The 15,831-nt window shown below is 69.4% G+C and carries 17 protein-coding genes and 1 tRNA gene; 16 read left to right on the top strand and 2 right to left on the bottom strand.

Annotated features, from left to right (window positions below; translation table 11 throughout):
• From RDV84_RS00135 to RDV84_RS00075, 13 genes are all read left to right on the top strand, one after another.
• Entirely contained in the window at positions 1–225 is a 225-nt protein-coding gene (locus RDV84_RS00135; RefSeq protein WP_309152074.1) for a hypothetical protein, read from the top strand.
• Positions 226–227: 2 nt separating this feature from the next.
• Complete coding sequence (locus RDV84_RS00130; protein WP_425606178.1) at positions 228–428, top strand: hypothetical protein; 201 nt, start codon at positions 228–230, stop codon at positions 426–428.
• Positions 415–2,637, top strand: coding sequence for a hypothetical protein (locus RDV84_RS00125; RefSeq protein WP_309152072.1), 2,223 nt, complete (start codon positions 415–417; stop codon positions 2,635–2,637). Before RDV84_RS00130 ends, RDV84_RS00125 begins: the two co-directional genes overlap by 14 nt.
• Before the next feature lie 7 nt (positions 2,638–2,644).
• Positions 2,645–3,697, top strand: a complete 1,053-nt coding sequence (locus tag RDV84_RS00120; protein WP_309152071.1) for a hypothetical protein — start codon at positions 2,645–2,647, stop codon at positions 3,695–3,697.
• A 161-nt stretch (positions 3,698–3,858) separates the two neighbouring features.
• Complete coding sequence (locus RDV84_RS00115; RefSeq protein ID WP_309152070.1) at positions 3,859–4,038, top strand: hypothetical protein; 180 nt, start codon at positions 3,859–3,861, stop codon at positions 4,036–4,038.
• Positions 4,035–5,171: a hypothetical protein gene (locus RDV84_RS00110; protein WP_309152069.1), complete on the top strand. Its 1,137-nt coding sequence runs from the start codon at positions 4,035–4,037 to the stop codon at positions 5,169–5,171. Before RDV84_RS00115 ends, RDV84_RS00110 begins: the two co-directional genes overlap by 4 nt.
• On the top strand, positions 5,171–5,836 hold the full coding sequence (locus tag RDV84_RS00105; protein ID WP_309152068.1) for a formyltransferase family protein: 666 nt from the start codon (positions 5,171–5,173) through the stop codon (positions 5,834–5,836). Before RDV84_RS00110 ends, RDV84_RS00105 begins: the two co-directional genes overlap by 1 nt.
• A tRNA-OTHER gene (locus RDV84_RS00100) sits at positions 5,798–5,902 on the top strand. The genes RDV84_RS00105 and RDV84_RS00100 overlap by 39 nt, the downstream gene beginning before the upstream one ends.
• Positions 5,903–6,260: 358 nt before the next feature.
• Complete coding sequence (locus tag RDV84_RS00095; protein ID WP_123649228.1) at positions 6,261–6,692, top strand: OsmC family protein; 432 nt, start codon at positions 6,261–6,263, stop codon at positions 6,690–6,692.
• A gap of 235 nt (positions 6,693–6,927) precedes the next feature.
• Positions 6,928–7,668 carry an alpha/beta hydrolase gene (locus RDV84_RS00090; RefSeq protein WP_309152067.1) on the top strand — a complete coding sequence of 247 codons (741 nt, stop codon included), beginning with the start codon at positions 6,928–6,930 and terminating at the stop codon, positions 7,666–7,668.
• Between the two features lie 81 nt (positions 7,669–7,749).
• Entirely contained in the window at positions 7,750–8,469 is a 720-nt protein-coding gene (locus RDV84_RS00085; protein ID WP_309152066.1) for a glycine zipper 2TM domain-containing protein, read from the top strand.
• A gap of 207 nt (positions 8,470–8,676) precedes the next feature.
• The gene (prpE, locus tag RDV84_RS00080; RefSeq protein ID WP_309152065.1) at positions 8,677–10,572 is read left to right on the top strand and encodes a propionate--CoA ligase; all 1,896 of its coding nucleotides are present in this window, start codon (positions 8,677–8,679) and stop codon (positions 10,570–10,572) included.
• A gap of 143 nt (positions 10,573–10,715) precedes the next feature.
• A complete protein-coding gene (locus tag RDV84_RS00075) occupies positions 10,716–11,789 on the top strand; it encodes a suppressor of fused domain protein (RefSeq protein ID WP_309152064.1) in 1,074 nt (357 codons plus the stop codon).
• Positions 11,790–11,852: 63 nt separating this feature from the next.
• Here RDV84_RS00075 and RDV84_RS25540 read toward each other — a convergent pair whose 3' ends face one another.
• On the bottom strand, positions 11,853–11,945 hold the full coding sequence (locus tag RDV84_RS25540; RefSeq protein ID WP_425606179.1) for a DUF6053 domain-containing protein: 93 nt from the start codon (positions 11,943–11,945) through the stop codon (positions 11,853–11,855).
• A 108-nt stretch (positions 11,946–12,053) separates the two neighbouring features.
• Between RDV84_RS25540 and prpB the strand changes: the two genes are divergently transcribed.
• The 3 genes from prpB (at position 12,054) to RDV84_RS00060 (ending at position 14,878) form a co-directional block, all read left to right on the top strand.
• Positions 12,054–12,935, top strand: a complete 882-nt coding sequence (gene prpB / locus RDV84_RS00070; protein ID WP_309152063.1) for a methylisocitrate lyase — start codon at positions 12,054–12,056, stop codon at positions 12,933–12,935.
• Between the two features lie 12 nt (positions 12,936–12,947).
• On the top strand, positions 12,948–14,102 hold the full coding sequence (gene prpC / locus RDV84_RS00065) for a bifunctional 2-methylcitrate synthase/citrate synthase (protein WP_309152062.1): 1,155 nt from the start codon (positions 12,948–12,950) through the stop codon (positions 14,100–14,102).
• A 257-nt stretch (positions 14,103–14,359) separates the two neighbouring features.
• Positions 14,360–14,878, top strand: coding sequence for a hypothetical protein (locus RDV84_RS00060; protein WP_309152061.1), 519 nt, complete (start codon positions 14,360–14,362; stop codon positions 14,876–14,878).
• Between the two features lie 158 nt (positions 14,879–15,036).
• Here the strand turns inward: RDV84_RS00060 and RDV84_RS00055 are convergent, their stop codons facing one another.
• Complete coding sequence (locus RDV84_RS00055; RefSeq protein WP_057946664.1) at positions 15,037–15,648, bottom strand: glutathione S-transferase N-terminal domain-containing protein; 612 nt, start codon at positions 15,646–15,648, stop codon at positions 15,037–15,039.
• Positions 15,649–15,831: the final 183 nt, after the last annotated feature.

Here is a 15,831-nt window from a genome sequence, read left to right as displayed (position 1 = left end):
GTGCAGTTCTTCTACATGCTCGCCGTCGCGATCGTCTCCCGCTATCTCGCGGCGGCGCTCGGCCCGAAGCCCAAAGCGCCCGAGCCGCAGAAGGCAAATATCCCCGTGGCCGACGAGGGCCGCCCGGTCGCGTGGGTGTTCGGCGACGTTTGGTTCGACGACAGCCAGGTCGTCGCCTGGCGCCAAGCCGGCCAGATACCGATCAAGGGCAAGGGCAAGAAATGAGTGTGACCGTCACCATCGCGCACGTGCGCGCCGAGCTGCTCTGTGTGGTGGGCGCGCGCGGCTGGTTTCGTCAGCAGGGCCTGGACTTCGCGGAATTCCTGGAGAACGGCATGCCGGCCGAGGAACTGGAGGCGATCGACGACTGGTTCGCGAAGCGCGTAGCGGCGCGCGCGCGCATGGAGGCCGACCGTGGGCAGCAGTAAGAAGCAAACCCTTGGGTATAAGTACCTGTACGACCTGCTGCTCGGCATGGGCTTTCAGCTCGATGGCATCACCGAGATCCGCGGCGGCGAGCGCACGGCCTGGAAGGGGCACCGGACCACCAGCGGGATTTTCCGCGTCGACGCGCCCAAGCTATACGGCGGCGACAAGCAGGAGGGCGGCATCGTCGGCGACTTCGAGCTGCTGCTCGGTGAGCCAAGCCAGCAACCGAACGCCTACCTGAAGGCCGTCTTCGGTCCCAAGTGGGGCGCGATGCGTGACCTGAGCACGCTGCTGCTGCGCCGCGTGCAGCTGGGCTCGATGAACCCCTATCCGAAGGCGCTGGGCGTCCGTGGATACCGCGCGCTGAGCGGCTGGGACGCGAACGGGGTGTGGTACCCCGAGAAAGCGCTGATCCCGCTGGCCGACGGCCAGATCCGCGCGATGAATCCGGCGCACATCCTGTACGCCACCGTGACGGATCTGACCCGCGGCCAGCAGGTACCCCGCGGCCAGATGCACGAAGCGAGCTGGCGCAAGGCGGCTGACACCCTGTACGCCGAGGGCTTCGGCCTGTGCGCGAAGTTCGAAGGCGAAGGCCCGGACGACCTGCTCGACTTCCAGCAGAAGATCGTCGACCTCATCGGCGGCGCGCTGCAGCAGCCGCGCGGCGATGGCCTGTACTACCTGGATCTGATCCGCGACGACTACGACGTCGAGTCACTGCCGATCATCGGCGAGGACGATGTCTTGAGCGTTGACTGGGAACCCAGCGTTCCGCTGGAGAACATCAACGAGATGGTGGGCGAGTGGTTCGATCCCATCAAACGCGTCAATCGCACTACGGTGCCGGCGCGCCGCCGCGGCCTGATCGCGTCCGCCGGCGGCATCGTCAGCCAGACACGCACCATGCGCGAGGTGCCCGTCGAAGTGCTGGCGAACCTGATCATCCTTCGGGATCTGGCCGCGACGTCGACGCAGCTCGCGCGCCTGAACCTGGTCCTCAACCACCGGCCCTACAGCTGGCTTCGCCGTGGCCGCCCGTTTCGCCTGCAGTTGCCGAAGATCGGCATCGGCGACATGGTGTGCCGGGCCGACAGCCTGGACCTCGGCGAGCTGCGCGACGGCCGGATCAAGCTGAAGGCGCTGCAGGACGTGCTGCGGATGCCGTCGACCGTCTACCTGGTGCCGCAGCAGAGCGAGTATGTGCCGCCCTCGCAGGTGCCCGTCGCAGCGCCGCAGCGGCGCGTGTTCGAGGCGCCCTATGTCGAACTGGCGGGCAACCTGGCCGCGCCCGCACTGGCGGCGCTGGCGCAGGAGAGCGGCTTCGTCGCCGCGGTGGGCTCCCAGCCCAGCGGCCTGGCGCTGAACTACGCGCTGGCCACCGCCGCCGGCGGCGAGACCTATCAGGAAACCAACCTCGGCGACTGGTGCCCCACGGCGACCGTTAGCGCGGCCGACACGCTGCTGCAGGTGGACTTTGTGCTGTCGGCCGGTGTGGGGCTGGACCAGGTCGAGATCGGCTCTGCGGCCCTGTGGGGCGATGAGATCGTGCGCGTGGACACGATCAACCCCAGCAGCGGCGCCGCGCGCCTGGCGCGCGCGTGCGGCGACACGGTGCCCACGTTGCACCCAGCAGGCGAGCGCATCTGGTTCTACGACGCTTACGCGGCCTCCGATGAGCGTGAGTACGTCGCCGGCGAGACGGTCAACGTCAAGCTGCTTACCCGCACGCCGAGCGATCAGTTGGCGATCGCGGCGGCGCCGATCGACAGCGTGGTCATGGCGCGCCGCGCCGCCCGGCCGTATCCGCCGGCCAACCTCAAGATCAAGGGATTGACGCAGCCCGTGGTCGACGTCACCGACCCCGTGACCCTGACCTGGTCGCATCGCGATCGGCTCACCCAGGCCGACCAGCTGGTCGACCAGGTGGCGAGCAGCATCGGCCCCGAAGCCGGCACCACCTACACCGTCCGCGCGTACCGCGGCGCCACGCTGCTATCGACCATCTCCGGTATCAGCGGCACGAACGTCGACCTGGTTCTACCGCCCGGCGCGTACCAAGCGCGCGTGACCGTCGAGGCGTCGCGCGGTGGCCTGACCAGCTGGCAGTTCCAAGAGCGCACCTTCCCCTATGCCGGCGGCCTGCTCGAAACGCAGGAGGGCGCCCGCCTGACCACCGAGGAGGGCGACCTCCTCACGATCGAGTAGAAACGACATGGCCAAGCTCAGCACCCTCGAAACCGATTCGCCGGCGACCGTCGCCGCCGGCGCCGCCCTGTGGGCCAAGGGCTTCAAAAACGAGTTGATCAACGGCTGCTTTCGCCTGTGGTGGCGCGGCATATCGCTCCCGGCGGCGACCGGCGTGCGGTACCTGGCCGATCGCTGGTTCACCAGCGCGACCGGCTCGACGGCCGCGCCGAGCCTGCAGCAGTTCGCTTTCGGCCAGACCGTTGTCCCCGGTTCCCCGCGGTACTTTCACCGCGTGGTCGTGTCGAGCGTCGCAGGCGCGTCGAACAGCGTTTCCCTGTCTCAGTTCATCGAAGACGTGGAGCGTTTCTCGGGCCGCACGGTGATGGTCAGCTTCTGGGCCAAGGCCGATGCCGCCCGGTCGATCGCGGTGGAGATGGTCCAATCGTTCGGTGGCGGTGGTTCACCCTCGGCGCCCGTCCTGGGCATCGGCGCCACCAAGATCGCGTTGAGCACGTCGTGGGCGAAGTACGCCGTGCCCGTGACGCTACCGAGCGTGGCGGGCAAGATCCTCGGCACCTACGACGACGCCACCGCGCTGAACTTCTGGATGGATGCCGGCAGCGCACTGAACAGCCGCACCGGCACGCTCGGCCAACAGTCTGGCACCTTCGATTTCGCATGCGTGCAGTTGGAGACCGGCAGAGTAGATACGGTGTTCGAACGGCGCCCGATCGGGCTCGAATACCAGATGGCGCTGCGGTACGCGTTGCTGCTCAAGGCGGCCGTGCCTTATCAGTTCTTTGCGAACGGCTACGTGGCCAACAGCACCCAGACGAACAACTTTTTCAGCCTGCCGGCGCCGATGCGCAAGCAGCCGGCGGTCAGTTTTGGCGGGCCTCTGTCCGTCGTGTCCAATGGGGTTTTCTCCCCGGTCTCGACTTTGACCGTGCAGGCGACCGCGAACACGAATGGGGTGACCGCTACAATCGGGAGCGGAAGTTTGACCCCGAATGTCCCGTCGATCCTTGCGTCGAACAACAGCACCGACACGTTCGTTCTCTTCGACGCCGAGTTCTAAGACAGGGCGGTGGGCCGGCGCCTGGCAGCGTCGGCCCACCGCTTCAACACACGCGAGTTCACCGCGTGGAATCCGCCGAGGCCCTGTTGCCCCGCGAGGCACAGACAGCTTCGGTTAACGCCGTCACATGAGGCGAGACGGCGCAGCCACAGGTGAGCAAAATGCGCGAAGCACCCCCCAACGCGCGGGCGAAGGCCCGCCAATCCCCAGGCCGCAACGGCTACCGCTACAAGCAGCAGTTCGGCGTCGTGGTCATCGTCGAGAACGAGCGCGAGCAAGAGAGGGCTTACGCCCGCCTGCAGCGCGCCGGCTTCAAGAAGCTGCGAGTGGTGACCGTATGAAGATTGCGGTCAACCATTCCTGCGCCGACTTCGACAGCTACCGCGCTGCTCGGGTCAAGGCGATGTTCAACTGCGACAGCGGCGCGACCTTCGACCTCGCGGCCGAATTGCCGGTCGACGACGACGGCTGGCAGATCGGCGTGGTCGTCGGCCCTTCCGGCTCAGGTAAGACCAGCATCGGGCGGCAGATCTTCGGGCCGCGGGCGCTGTGGCGGCCGCGCTGGCCGAAAGATGCGCCGGTGGTCGACGCGATCGCGCCCGATGCGGGCTTCGACGCGGTGCCGGCGGCGCTGTCGGCGGTGGGCCTCGGGTCGGTGCCGACCTGGCTGCGGCCTTACTCGGTGCTGTCCAACGGTGAGCGGTTCCGCGCCGACCTGGCACGCCTGATCGCGGAGCGGCCAGCGCGGGCCGTGGTCGACGAGTTCAGCAGCGTGGTCGACCGGCAGATCGCCCGGATCGGCGCGATGGCCTTCGCCAAGGCGTGGCGGCGCGCCGCTGGCCAGGCCGTGCTGCTGTCCTGCCACTACGACGTGCTGGATTGGATCGAGCCTGACTGGATCTTCGACACGGCCTCGGGCGCTTTCGAGCGCGCCGAGGCCGGGAGGCGACTTCGGCGACGGCCGCCGATCACCTTCGACGTGTGGGAAACCGACCGGCATGAATGGCCGGCATTTGAGCCGCATCACTACCTGAAGCTGCCCGAGATGATCGCCGCCACCTACTACGTGGCCAGCGTCGCCGGCGAGCGCGTCGCGCACGTCGCTGTCGGCACTCGCCCCGGCCTGGTGGAAGCGCGAGCCTGCCGGCTCGTGGTGATGCCGGAGTGGCAGGGCGCCGGCATCGGCCTGCGCTTCCTCGCCGCCGTGTGCGAGCGTTGGCGCGCTGGCCAGAACCGGCACGGCATCCGGGTGCCCACGCTGTTCCATACCAGCCACCCGGGGCTGTGCGCGGCCCTGCGCCGCGATCCGCGCTGGACGCAGGTGAGCGGCTCCCTCGTGGGCTCAAATCGGGAAAGCAGCAGAGCCTCGATCGCCAAATCTGCCGCCCGCGGTCGAATGGGGGCGGTCGGCAGCGGCTACGGTGGCCACTTCCGCGCTGTGCAGGGCTTCCGGTACCTCGGGGAGGACGCCTGATGCGCCTGATGATCGTGGGCCAGAAGTGGCTGGGCGCCGAGGCCCTGGCCGCGCTGCGCGCTCAGGGCCATGACGTGGCCAGCGTGGCCGCGCCGGTGGGCGACAGGCTGCACCAGGCGGCGGTGGCCGCTGGCGTCCCTGTGGGCGATCCTGGCCGCGCTCTGGCGGCCGCCTGGGTACCGGAAGGCGTGGATCTGATCGTGGCGGCGCACGCCCATTGCTTCGTTACCAGGGCGGCGCGGAAGCGCGCCCGGCACGGCGCGATCGGTTACCACCCCAGCCTGCTACCGCGGCACCGCGGCCGCGATGCCGTGCGCTGGGCCATCCACATGCGGGAGGCGGTTACCGGCGGCTCGGTTTACTGGATGACCGACCGGGCCGACGCCGGCCCGCTGGCGGCGCAGGACTGGTGTCATATCGTGCCCGGCGACGACGCCGCCAGTCTGTGGCGGCGGGAGCTGGGGCCGATGGGCGTACGCCTGTTGGCGCGGGTGGTCGCGGACGTGGCTGATGGGCGGCTGGTTAGGGTGCCCCAGGTCGAGGCGCTGGCAACCTGGGAGCCGGCCTTTGACCGCCCTGCGCTGGCCAGGGCGAGCGCCCATCCGGGTCCTGGCGTATGCTTGGCCGGTACCGTGGTGGAATCGGCAGACACATGGGGCGGGTGACGTGGCCACGAAGACCGCGCCCAGGCATGAAACATGGCATGAGGGTTCGACTCCCTCCGGTACGCTAAGCGCCCTTCGGGGCGCTTTTGTTTTGTGCCGGCGGGGCTGGCCATCCCGGCGGGGTTCCATCTGGCGCAATTTCCTTGCAGGCTACGCAATCCAACCGCAATCCATTTATCGCGCTGCGGCGGCCGATTTATCGCGCGGCGCTACAGGTGGGTCAAGTGGCGGCGGCGATAGCGTGTGCTGGGTCGCGGTTGGCGTGTTGCGGCGCGGCATGGAGCGTGGAGCGAGGAGTGAGCGTGGAGGAGCGAGGAGCGAGCGGAAAGCGGTCCGCCGTTCTTGCTCGCTCCTCTTCGCTCACTCCTCATTCTTAACCTGCCAGGCGCTACGCTACCCGCCCCCACCAACGGAGCCGCACACCATGGGTATCTCGCGTCACGCCACCGCGCATTGGGAAGGCGATCTCAAGAACGGGCAGGGCCGCCTGAGCACGCCGCAAAGCGGGCTGCTGGACAACACCCGCTATGGCTTCAACAGCCGCTTCGGCGAAGAGAAGGGCACCAATCCCGAGGAACTGATCGCCGCCGCGCACGCCGGCTGCTTCACCATGGCGCTGTCGGCCAAGCTCACCGAGGCCGGGCATCCGCCGGCCAGCCTGGACACCCGCGCCGAAGTCGATCTGTCGATGGAAGGCGGGCCGTCGCTGTCGCAGATCCGGCTTAAGGTGAAAGCGCAGGTGCCGGGGATCGATGCGGCCAAGTTCCAGGCCATCGCCGAGGACGCCAAGGCCAATTGCCCGGTGTCGAAGGCGCTCAGCGCGGTGCCGGTGAGCCTGGAAGCCGTGCTGGCCTGACGGCCGGTCTGGGCGTGCGGTCGCGAACCGTCCGCGGCGGCTGCGACGGCGGCGCCAACCGTGACGCGCGTAGAGACAGGCGCGAGCGCAGTCGCCGAAACCGGAGGACGTCGAGCGCAGCCGCAGTCGGCGCTCGGCGATTTCCGGCTCCGAGGGCGGCGCCGGCGCCTCGGCGCCGCGGCCATCGCGGCCCGCGCCGCTGCTACAGTCGCTGCGCCCAACAACGTCGCCGCGCATGTCCGAGCCGCCCGCCATCCGCCACGCTTTGCTGATCCACGGCGCCGGCGCCGGCGGTTGGGAATGGAACCTGTGGTGCGAGGTCTTCGTCGCGCGCGGCATCGCCGCGCACGCGCCCGACCTGCAACCCTCGCCGGCCGGCTTGGAAGCCACCACGCTGGACGACTACCGCGAGCAGGTGCGCGCCGCCCTGGCCGCGCTGCCGCGTCCGCGCGCCGAGGTTGGCGCCAGCCTCGGCGGCTTGTTGGCGTGGCTGTGCGGCGATCTCGCCGACGCGCTGGTGTTGGTCAATCCGCTGCCGCCGCTGCCGTGGGCGGCCGAGCATCCGGCGCGCGACTGGCCGGCGCGGGTGCCGTGGCGGCGCGAGGCGAGCCTGGCGTCGACCCGCCGCGCCATGCCCGACGCCGACGAGGCCGCCGCGCTGTATGCGCTGCGGCGCTGGCGCGACGAATCCGGCGGCGCGTTGCGCCAGGCCCAGGCCGGGATCGCGGCGCCCGTGCCGGCCTGCCGCATGCTGTGCATCGCCAGCCACGGCGACACCGATGTCGATCCGCAACGCAGCGCACGGTTCGCCGCCGCGGTCGGCGCGAGCCTGATCGCCTTGCCGGGCAGTCACGTCGGTCCCCTGCTGGGCCGCGAGGCCGCGCGCGCCGCTATCCATGCCGCGGATTGGTTGCGCGCACCGGCGTCGGGCGGGCAGTCTGTCGGTGAGGTGAACGTTGTTTTGACGCCGGGCTAACGCCCGGCCGCATTCAGCCCGGGTTGACCGCCCCGGCCCGACGATCCGTTTCGCGCCATCCCGGCGCCTGGGAGCCCCGTCATGAACCGCTCGCTCGTCACCGTCCTGGGCCTGGCCCTGGCCGCCGCCACCGGCATCGCCTCGGCGCAGTCGTATCCGTCCGGTTCGGGCAATTATTCGGGCGGTTACGACAACGGCTCGCCGAGCTACAGCTCGCAGGTCGACTTCGCCCGGGTGGTCCGGGTCGACCCCGTGTTCGAGACCTACTCCTCCCAGCCCGCCAGCGCGCCGCGCTGCTACGAACGCCCGACCTACGTCCAGGGCGACGGCTATTACAACGACGGCTACAGCAATAGCAACGACGGCTACAGCAATAGCAACGGCGGCTACAACAACGACGGTTACACCGACCAGTACGGCAGCCAGCGCCGCAGCGCCGGCACCGAGGGCGGCCGCACCGCCGCGACCGTGGTCGGTGGCATCGTCGGCGCGGTGCTCGGCAGCAAGGTCGGCGGCGGCAGCGCGCGCTACGCGACCTCGGCGATCGGCTCGATGGTCGGCGGCATGGCCGGCCGCAGCATCTACGAACAGAGCAAGCGCAGCCAGGAACCGCCGCGCACCGGCACGGTGCGGGTTTGCGATCCGGTGCCGGCCAACGGCTACGGCAACAGCTACGCCAACGAGCGTTCGGTGACCGCGTACGACGTCACCTACGAATACGCCGGCAAGACCTACCGCACCCGCACCGACCACAACCCGGGCGACCGCATCCGCGTGCGCGTGGACGTGCGTCCGGACTGAGCGCGGCCGCTCGAATCGACGCACAGGCGGCGCAGGAACGGGGCGCCGCCCGCGCCGGTGGGACGCCGGGGCCGCGAGGCTCCGGCGTCTTTCGTTTGCGCCGCGCGCATTCATCCGCGGCCGCGCGGCGCGACTAGACCATGGTCGTAACGCCGCGCCCGCATCCGATCGTCTAGCCTGCGGCTGCCGGCCCCGGGAGACGTCCGCATGCGTTACGAGGAGTTCCACCGCCGTTCGATCGAGCAGCCCGAGGCGTTCTGGGCCGAACAGGCCCGCGCGATCCACTGGCGCACGCCGCCGCAGCGCATCCTCGACTATTCCAACCCGCCGTTCCGGCAGTGGTTCGCCGGCGGCGAAACCAATCTTTGCTACAACGCGCTCGACCGCCACCTCGACGAGCGCGGCGACCAGCTCGCGCTGGTGACGGTCTCCAGCGAGACCGGGCAGACCCGCGAGCTGACCTATCGCGACGTGCATCGCGAGGTCAACGTGTTCGCCGCCGCGATCCGCGCGCTCGGCGTCGGCCGCGGCGACCGCGTGGTGATCTACATGCCGAACATGGCCGAGGCGGTATTCGCGATGCTGGCCTGCGCGCGCATCGGCGCGGTGCATTCGGTGGTGTTCGGCGGTTTCGCCGCGCACAACCTGGCGCTGCGCATCGACGACGCCACGCCCAAGCTGCTGATCTGCGCCGACGCCGGCATGCGCGGCGGCAAGGTGATCGCCTACAAACCGCTGGTCGATGCCGCCTGCGAAGAGGCGCAGTCGCCGCCGCCGCACGTGCTGGTCGTCAGCCGTGGGCTCGACCCGGATCTCGCCCTGGTGCCCGGCCGCGACGTCGATTACGCCGAACTGCGCAAGCGACACGAAGGCGCGCAGGTCGAAGTCGAATGGCTCGAATCCAACGAGCCCAGCTATCTGCTCTACACCTCCGGCACCACCGGCAAGCCCAAGGGCGTGCAGCGCGACGTCGGCGGCTACGCGGTCGCGCTGGCGCTGTCGATGTGGTCGATCTACGACGTCCGCGCCGGCCAGGTGATGTTCTCCACCTCCGACGTCGGCTGGGCGGTGGGCCATTCCTACAACGTCTACGGCCCGCTGATCGCCGGCGCGACCTCGGTGCTGTACGAAGGGCTGCCGACCAATCCCGATCCCGGCGTGTGGTGGAGCATCTGCGAGCGCTACGGCGTGCGCACGATGTTCTCTTCGCCGACCGGCATCCGCGTGCTCAAGAAGCAGGACGCGGCGTGGTTGAAGAAGCACGATCTGTCGAAGCTGCATTGGCTGTTCCTCGCCGGCGAGCCGCTCGACGAGCCGACCGCGCAGTGGATCACCGACGGCATCGGCAAGCCGATCATCGACAACTACTGGCAGACCGAGACCGGCTGGCCAGTGCTGTCGCTGATGCCGGGGCTCGAGCTCAAGCCGGTCAAGTTCGGCTCGCCCGGCCTGCCGACGCCGGGCTACCACCTGCGGGTGATCGACGAGGCCAGCGGCCGCGACGTCGGGCCGGGCGAGAAGGGCGTGCTGGCGATCGTGCCGCCGTTGCCGCCGGGCTGCCTGACCACGGTGTGGAACGACGACGCGCGCTTCCTCGACAGCTATTTCGGCCATTTCAAGGAACTGCTGTACAGCTCGCTGGACTGGGCGATCCGCGACGACGACGGCTACACCTTCATCCTCGGCCGCACCGACGATGTGATCAACGTCGCCGGCCATCGCCTGGGCACGCGCGAGATCGAGGAGTCGGTGGCCAGCCACGCCAGCGTCGCCGAGGCGGCGGTGATCGGCGTGCGCGACGAACTCAAGGGCCAGGTGCCGGTGGTGTTCGCCACGCTCAAGGCCGGCGGCGAGCAGGACCCGCGCGCGGTCGCGGCGGGCATGCAGGACTGCGTGGTGCGCCAGCTCGGCGCGGTGGCGCGCCCGGCGCGGGTGTACGTGGTCGGCGCGCTGCCCAAGACCCGTTCGGGTAAATTGTTGCGGCGCTCGATCCAGGCCCTGGCCGAGAGCCGCGATCCCGGCGACCTGTCGACGCTGGACGATCCCGGCGCGTTGGAGGAGGTGCGTCGCGCGCTCGAACGCGGCGCCGATGCGGGCGGTTGAACGCAACTTTCGTGCGCGCCAGCGTGAACGCGAGCCAAAGCGTTCGTCCGCGCAACATCGGCATTGACGCCATTTTTCTGCGCCGGCGTTAGCATCGCGGCAACGGGCGGGCTGCGACCCGCCCTCGATCCAGCGAGGCCGCAATGCAGTACACCAGCCCTTCCGCCACGGCCGCATCGGAATCCGAGCACGGCCCGGCGCACCGCCTCGACACGCACGGTAGCGACGCGGGCGCTCCTGGCTGGGATGCCATCAACCACGCCTTGAACCGCGTCTATCCGCGCCAGTCGCCGTGGCATTCCAGCGCGCCGGCCGGCGACGCCGCGCCGTTGCCGGGCATCAGCGCGTACAAGCGCATCACCCCGTTGCCGCACTGGCATTTCGTCACTTACGGTTTCAGCGAGCTGTTCGACAAGCGCAGCGACGACGCCGAGATCAGCGGCTACGGCTTCGAACTGACTTTCCGCCTGGCCAATCCCGACGACGCCGACGAGCCGCCGCGCTGGGCGTTGAACTTCCTGCAGAACCTGGCGCGTTACGTGTTCGAAAGCGGGCACGGCTTCCACGCCGGCCACTATCTCAGCGCCGGCGGGCCGATCGCCGCCGACAGCGACAGCGCGATCCGCGCGCTGGCCTTCGTCCACGACCCGGAACTGGCGCCGATCGACAGCGACAACGGCCGGGTCGAGTTCCTGCAGATCGTCGGCCTCACCAACGAGGAGGAGTTCGCGCTCAAGCGTTGGTCCACGCTCAAGGTGCTGGAGGTCTTCCACGACTACCTGCCGCTGTGGATCACCGACCTGGAGCGCGGCTCGCTGCTGGCCGATCCCGAGATCGCCGCGCGCCTGGCCGGAGGTTCGGCGCGCGAGGGCTCCTCGGTGGGCACGATCTACGCCGATCACGTGGACTGGGAGCAGCGCAAGCGCTTGCTGCGCGCGCCGACCACGGTGCTGTCGCTGAGCGCGCGCCAGGTCGGCGAACTGTTGGCGCTGCTGCCGCTGCGGCTGCCGTTCGGCAACGCCTTCGGCGTGGTCGGGCCCGAGCGCAGGGCGGTGTTCGAGCCGGCCGTGCGCGGCAACGAGGCCGAGGTCGCCGACGGTGCGCTGCATCTGCGTCTGGACGGGCGGGCGGTGCGCAGCCTGGTGTCGCGGTTGCGGGCGCAGGCGGGGATCTACGAAGTGGACGGGTTCGCGGCCCTGCAGGTGGAGGTGCGGTGAGGGCGGTGGCGGTCTGAGCGGAAGGCGTCGGGCCTGAAGGCCCTCCCACAACAGCCGCGGCCCTCATGAGAGGACCGTCCCGGCTTTTGTGGGAGGGCCTTCAGGCCCGACGCTTTTGTGCCAGATCGCGCAGGACCCCAAACCGGCTTTGCGCATTCAGTCGGCTCGGGCCCTCGCCCCGCCGTACCCCGGCGTCATCGGCCGGTCCGCGCCGCGGGTTAAAATGTCCGGATCGCCCCGATCGGGCCACCCGGAGTCAGACAGATGTCCCAGCTCTCCGCCGGCGCCAAGTTCCGCGCCGCGCTCGCCGCCGAATCGCCGCTGCAGGTGATGGGCGCGATCACCGCCTATGCCGGCCTGATGGCCAAGCGCACCGGCTACAAGGCCCTGTACCTGTCCGGCGGCGGCGTCGCCGCCAATTCGCTGGGCATGCCGGACCTGGGCATCAGCACCATGGAGGACGTGCTGACCGACGCGCGCCGCATCGTCGACGCCACCGGCATGCCGTTGCTGGTCGACATCGATACCGGCTGGGGCGGGGCGTTCAACATCGGCCGCACCATCTGCAACTTCGAGCGCGTCGGCGTGGCCGCCGTGCACATGGAAGACCAGGTCGGGCAGAAGCGTTGCGGCCACCGTCCGGGCAAGGAAGTGGTCAGCAAGGACGAGATGGTCGACCGGGTCAAGGCCGCGGTCGACGGCCGCACCGACGATCAGTTCGTGATCATGGCGCGCACCGACGCCGCCGCGGTCGAGGGCATCGACTCGGCGATCGAGCGCGCGGTCGCCTACGTCGAGGCCGGCGCCGACATGATCTTCCCCGAAGCGATGAAGACGCTGGACGACTACCGCCGCTTCAAGGCCGCGGTGAAAGTACCGATCCTGGCCAACCTGACCGAATTCGGCTCGACCCCGTTCTTCACCACCGACGAGCTGCGCGAGGCGGGCGTCGACATCGCCCTGTACTGCTGCGGCGCGTACCGGGCGATGAACAAGGCGGCGCTGAACTTCTACGAGACCGTGCGCCGCGAAGGCACCCAGAAGAACATCGTCGATACCTTGCAGACCCGCGCCGACCTGTACGACTTCCTCGGCTACCACGAATACGAAGACAAGCTGGACCGCCTGTTCGCGCAGAACAAATAACCAGGAGTTCCGATGAGCGACAACGCTACCCAAGTCCTTCCCAAGGCCAAGAAATCCGTCGCCCTCAGCGGCACCGCCGCGGGCAACACCGCGCTGTGCACCGTCGGCCGCAGCGGCAACGACCTGCACTACCGCGGCTACGACATCCACGACCTGGCGACCCAGTCGACCTTCGAGGAGGTCTCGCACCTGCTGGTCCACGGCGTGCTGCCGACCGCGTCGCAGCTCAAGGCCTACAAGACCAAGCTCAAGCGCCTGCGCGGCCTGCCGGCGATCGTCACCGACGCGCTGGAACTGGTGCCGGCCAACGCCCACCCGATGGACGTGCTGCGCACCGGCTGCTCAGTGCTGGGCACGGTGCTGCCCGAGCGCGAAGGCCATCCGGCCAGCGAGGCGCGCGACATCGCCGACCGCCTGATCGCCAGCTTCGGCTCGATGCTGCTGTACTGGTGGCACTTCACCCGCAACGGCCGCCGCATCGAGTGCGAAACCGACGACGATTCGGTCGCCGCGCATTTCCTGCATCTGCTGCACGGCGAGCCGCCGAGCCAGCTGCTGGCCGATTCGCTCGACAAGTCGCTGATCCTCTACGCCGAACACGAGTTCAACGCGTCGACCTTCACCGCCCGCGTCATCGCCGGCACCGGCTCGGACCTGCATTCGTGCATCACCGGCGCGATCGGCGCGCTGCGCGGCCCCAAGCACGGCGGCGCCAACGAAGTGGCGATGGACATCATCTCGCGCTACAACAGCGCCGATGAAGCCGAGACCGACATCCGCGCGCGGGTGGAACGCAAGGAGATCGTGATCGGCTTCGGCCACCCGGTCTATACCGTCGGCGATCCGCGCAACCCGATCATCAAGGAGATCTCGCGCGCGCTGTGCAAGGACGGCGGCAACCAGGTCCTGTTCGACGTCAGCGAGCGCATCGAGACGCTGATGTGGGACATGAAGAAGATGTTCCCGAACCTGGATTGGTACTCGGCCTCGGCCTATCACATGATGGGCATCCCGACGCCGATGTTCACCCCGCTGTTCGTGATCGCGCGCACCACCGGCTGGAGCGCGCACGTGATCGAGCAGCGCGAGGACGGCAAGATCATCCGCCCGAGCGCCAACTACACCGGTCCGGAAGATCGCGAGTACGTGCCGATCGAAAAGCGCTGAGCGAGCGCCGCCGGGCGGCGTAAACGCAAGACGCCGCGGAACGAGGCCAGGCGCGAGCCTGGCCTTTTTCGTGCGCGCGCGGTTCGCGGTCCGCTTGCGCCTATCGTCGAATGCGACACAGAAACGTCATGGAGTGCGATGGCATAGTCCGGTGCCGGCCGGCACCATGGTGGTGCCGGCCGGTGCGTGGACGTCGCGGGCCGGCCGCACGTCGCGAGGGGCGGCGGCGCGGCAAGGATCGAGCAAGAGGAGACGCCATGCGCGACAGCGACGTTCCGGTAAAGACCAACGAAGGCCGCGACGAGATCGAACACCGCACGCGCAAGTTGCCGCCGATGCTGCGTTCGATCCTGTTGATCGTCGACGGCGAGCGCAGCGCGCGCCATCTGCGCGAACTGGCGGTCAGTCTGCACGGCCCGGCCGATGCGCTGGAGCAACTGGAACAGCTGGGATTGATCGCGTCCTCGGCCGCGGTCGCGGCGAGTCTGGCCGCGACGCCGCGAGCGCCCGCGGCCGCATCGAGAGCCGGCGCCGCCGCGCCGACGCCGGCCGCGTCGGCTTCGCCGCAGCGGTATCAGGCGCTGTACGCGCTCATGAGCGAGGCGGTGCGCGAGCACCTGGGCCTGCGCGGCTATTTCCTGCAGCTCAAGATCGAGCGCTGCGCGAACAGCGACGAACTCGCGGCGCTGTTGCCGGAGTTGAGCGCGGCCTTGGCGAAGGTGCGCAAGGACGAAGTGGCCGCGCGGATCGAAGCGCAGTTCGCCGCCGGCGCCTGATCGGGCACGGCGGCCGCGTCGCGGCGCGAACGCGGCGAACGGCTTGCGTACCGATGCGCGCGCGCACGGCCATCGCAGCGACGCGCCGCCCCGACGAGCGCGCATAAAAAAACTCCCGCCGCGCAACGCGCGGGCGGGAGTTCGGTCGCGCCTTGAGCTTACGCCAGGCCTTCGGCCTTCAGCGCGGCCTGCACGCCGGCGTCGTCCTGCATGCGCTGCTTGAACGCGGCCAGGTGCGCGTAGCCGGACAGGTCGACCTTCACCGCATCGGCCCAGCGCAGGGTGATATAGAGATACGGATCGGCGTAGCTGCGGAAACCGGCCAACCATTCGCGATCGGCCAGGCGCTGATCGGCGGCGGCGTACATCTTGCGCAGGCGCTCGCGCGCGGTCTGGCGCACGACGTCGGCTTGTGCGGGATCGGGATGGAAGGCGCCCGGCGCGAAGATCGGCACGAACGCCGGATGGATGTCGGAGTTGCAGAACGCGAGCCAGCGCGCGGCTTCGGCGCGCTGTTGCGCGCTGCCGTCGCCGGCCAGCTGCGCCTGCGGGAAGGTGTCGGCGATGTAGCCCATGATCGCCGCGTTCTGGGTCAGCACGAATTCGCCGTCGACCACCGCCGGCACCGCGCCGGCCGGATTGATCGCCAGATACGCCGGCGCCTTCATCGTGTCCTTGTCGAGGATCTCGACTTCGAACGCGCCGCCGGTCCATTGCAGGGCGATGTGGTCGGCGGTGGAACACGCGCCGGGCTTGCTGTAGAGCTTCATGGTGTGGCGACCCCTTGGGTGGTGAGCCGGCGACTATCGCCGCTCCGGGGGGACATGCTCAAGCAAGCCGGTGCAACGGTGCGTTACGGCGCGCCGAGAGTCGGGGATCGGCGCCATCGACGGCACCGGCTATTGCGGTGCTCGACTGCCGATGTCCGACTCGCGATCGCGGCGACGCCGCGC

Source organism: Lysobacter yananisis, assembly GCF_031199375.1.
Classification (GTDB): Bacteria; Pseudomonadota; Gammaproteobacteria; order Xanthomonadales; family Xanthomonadaceae; genus Lysobacter; species Lysobacter yananisis.
Note: the sequence above shows the minus strand (reverse complement) of the source record. Positions and strands in the feature narration are given on the sequence as shown.

Excerpts from the sequence above, each read along its gene's own strand:
- RDV84_RS00120 (WP_309152071.1), top strand. The coding sequence starts at position 2,645 with ATGGCCAAGCTCAGCACCCTCGAAACCGATTCGCCGGCGACCGTCGCC.
- RDV84_RS00115 (WP_309152070.1), top strand. The coding sequence starts at position 3,859 with ATGCGCGAAGCACCCCCCAACGCGCGGGCGAAGGCCCGCCAATCCCCA.
- RDV84_RS00110 (WP_309152069.1), top strand. The coding sequence starts at position 4,035 with ATGAAGATTGCGGTCAACCATTCCTGCGCCGACTTCGACAGCTACCGC.
- RDV84_RS00105 (WP_309152068.1), top strand. The coding sequence starts at position 5,171 with ATGCGCCTGATGATCGTGGGCCAGAAGTGGCTGGGCGCCGAGGCCCTG.
- RDV84_RS00095 (WP_123649228.1), top strand. The coding sequence starts at position 6,261 with ATGGGTATCTCGCGTCACGCCACCGCGCATTGGGAAGGCGATCTCAAG.
- RDV84_RS00090 (WP_309152067.1), top strand. The coding sequence starts at position 6,928 with ATGTCCGAGCCGCCCGCCATCCGCCACGCTTTGCTGATCCACGGCGCC.
- RDV84_RS00085 (WP_309152066.1), top strand. The coding sequence starts at position 7,750 with ATGAACCGCTCGCTCGTCACCGTCCTGGGCCTGGCCCTGGCCGCCGCC.
- prpE (WP_309152065.1), top strand. The coding sequence starts at position 8,677 with ATGCGTTACGAGGAGTTCCACCGCCGTTCGATCGAGCAGCCCGAGGCG.
- RDV84_RS00075 (WP_309152064.1), top strand. The coding sequence starts at position 10,716 with ATGCAGTACACCAGCCCTTCCGCCACGGCCGCATCGGAATCCGAGCAC.
- RDV84_RS25540 (WP_425606179.1), bottom strand. The coding sequence starts at position 11,945 with ATGCGCAAAGCCGGTTTGGGGTCCTGCGCGATCTGGCACAAAAGCGTC.
- prpB (WP_309152063.1), top strand. The coding sequence starts at position 12,054 with ATGTCCCAGCTCTCCGCCGGCGCCAAGTTCCGCGCCGCGCTCGCCGCC.
- prpC (WP_309152062.1), top strand. The coding sequence starts at position 12,948 with ATGAGCGACAACGCTACCCAAGTCCTTCCCAAGGCCAAGAAATCCGTC.
- RDV84_RS00060 (WP_309152061.1), top strand. The coding sequence starts at position 14,360 with ATGCGCGACAGCGACGTTCCGGTAAAGACCAACGAAGGCCGCGACGAG.
- RDV84_RS00055 (WP_057946664.1), bottom strand. The coding sequence starts at position 15,648 with ATGAAGCTCTACAGCAAGCCCGGCGCGTGTTCCACCGCCGACCACATC.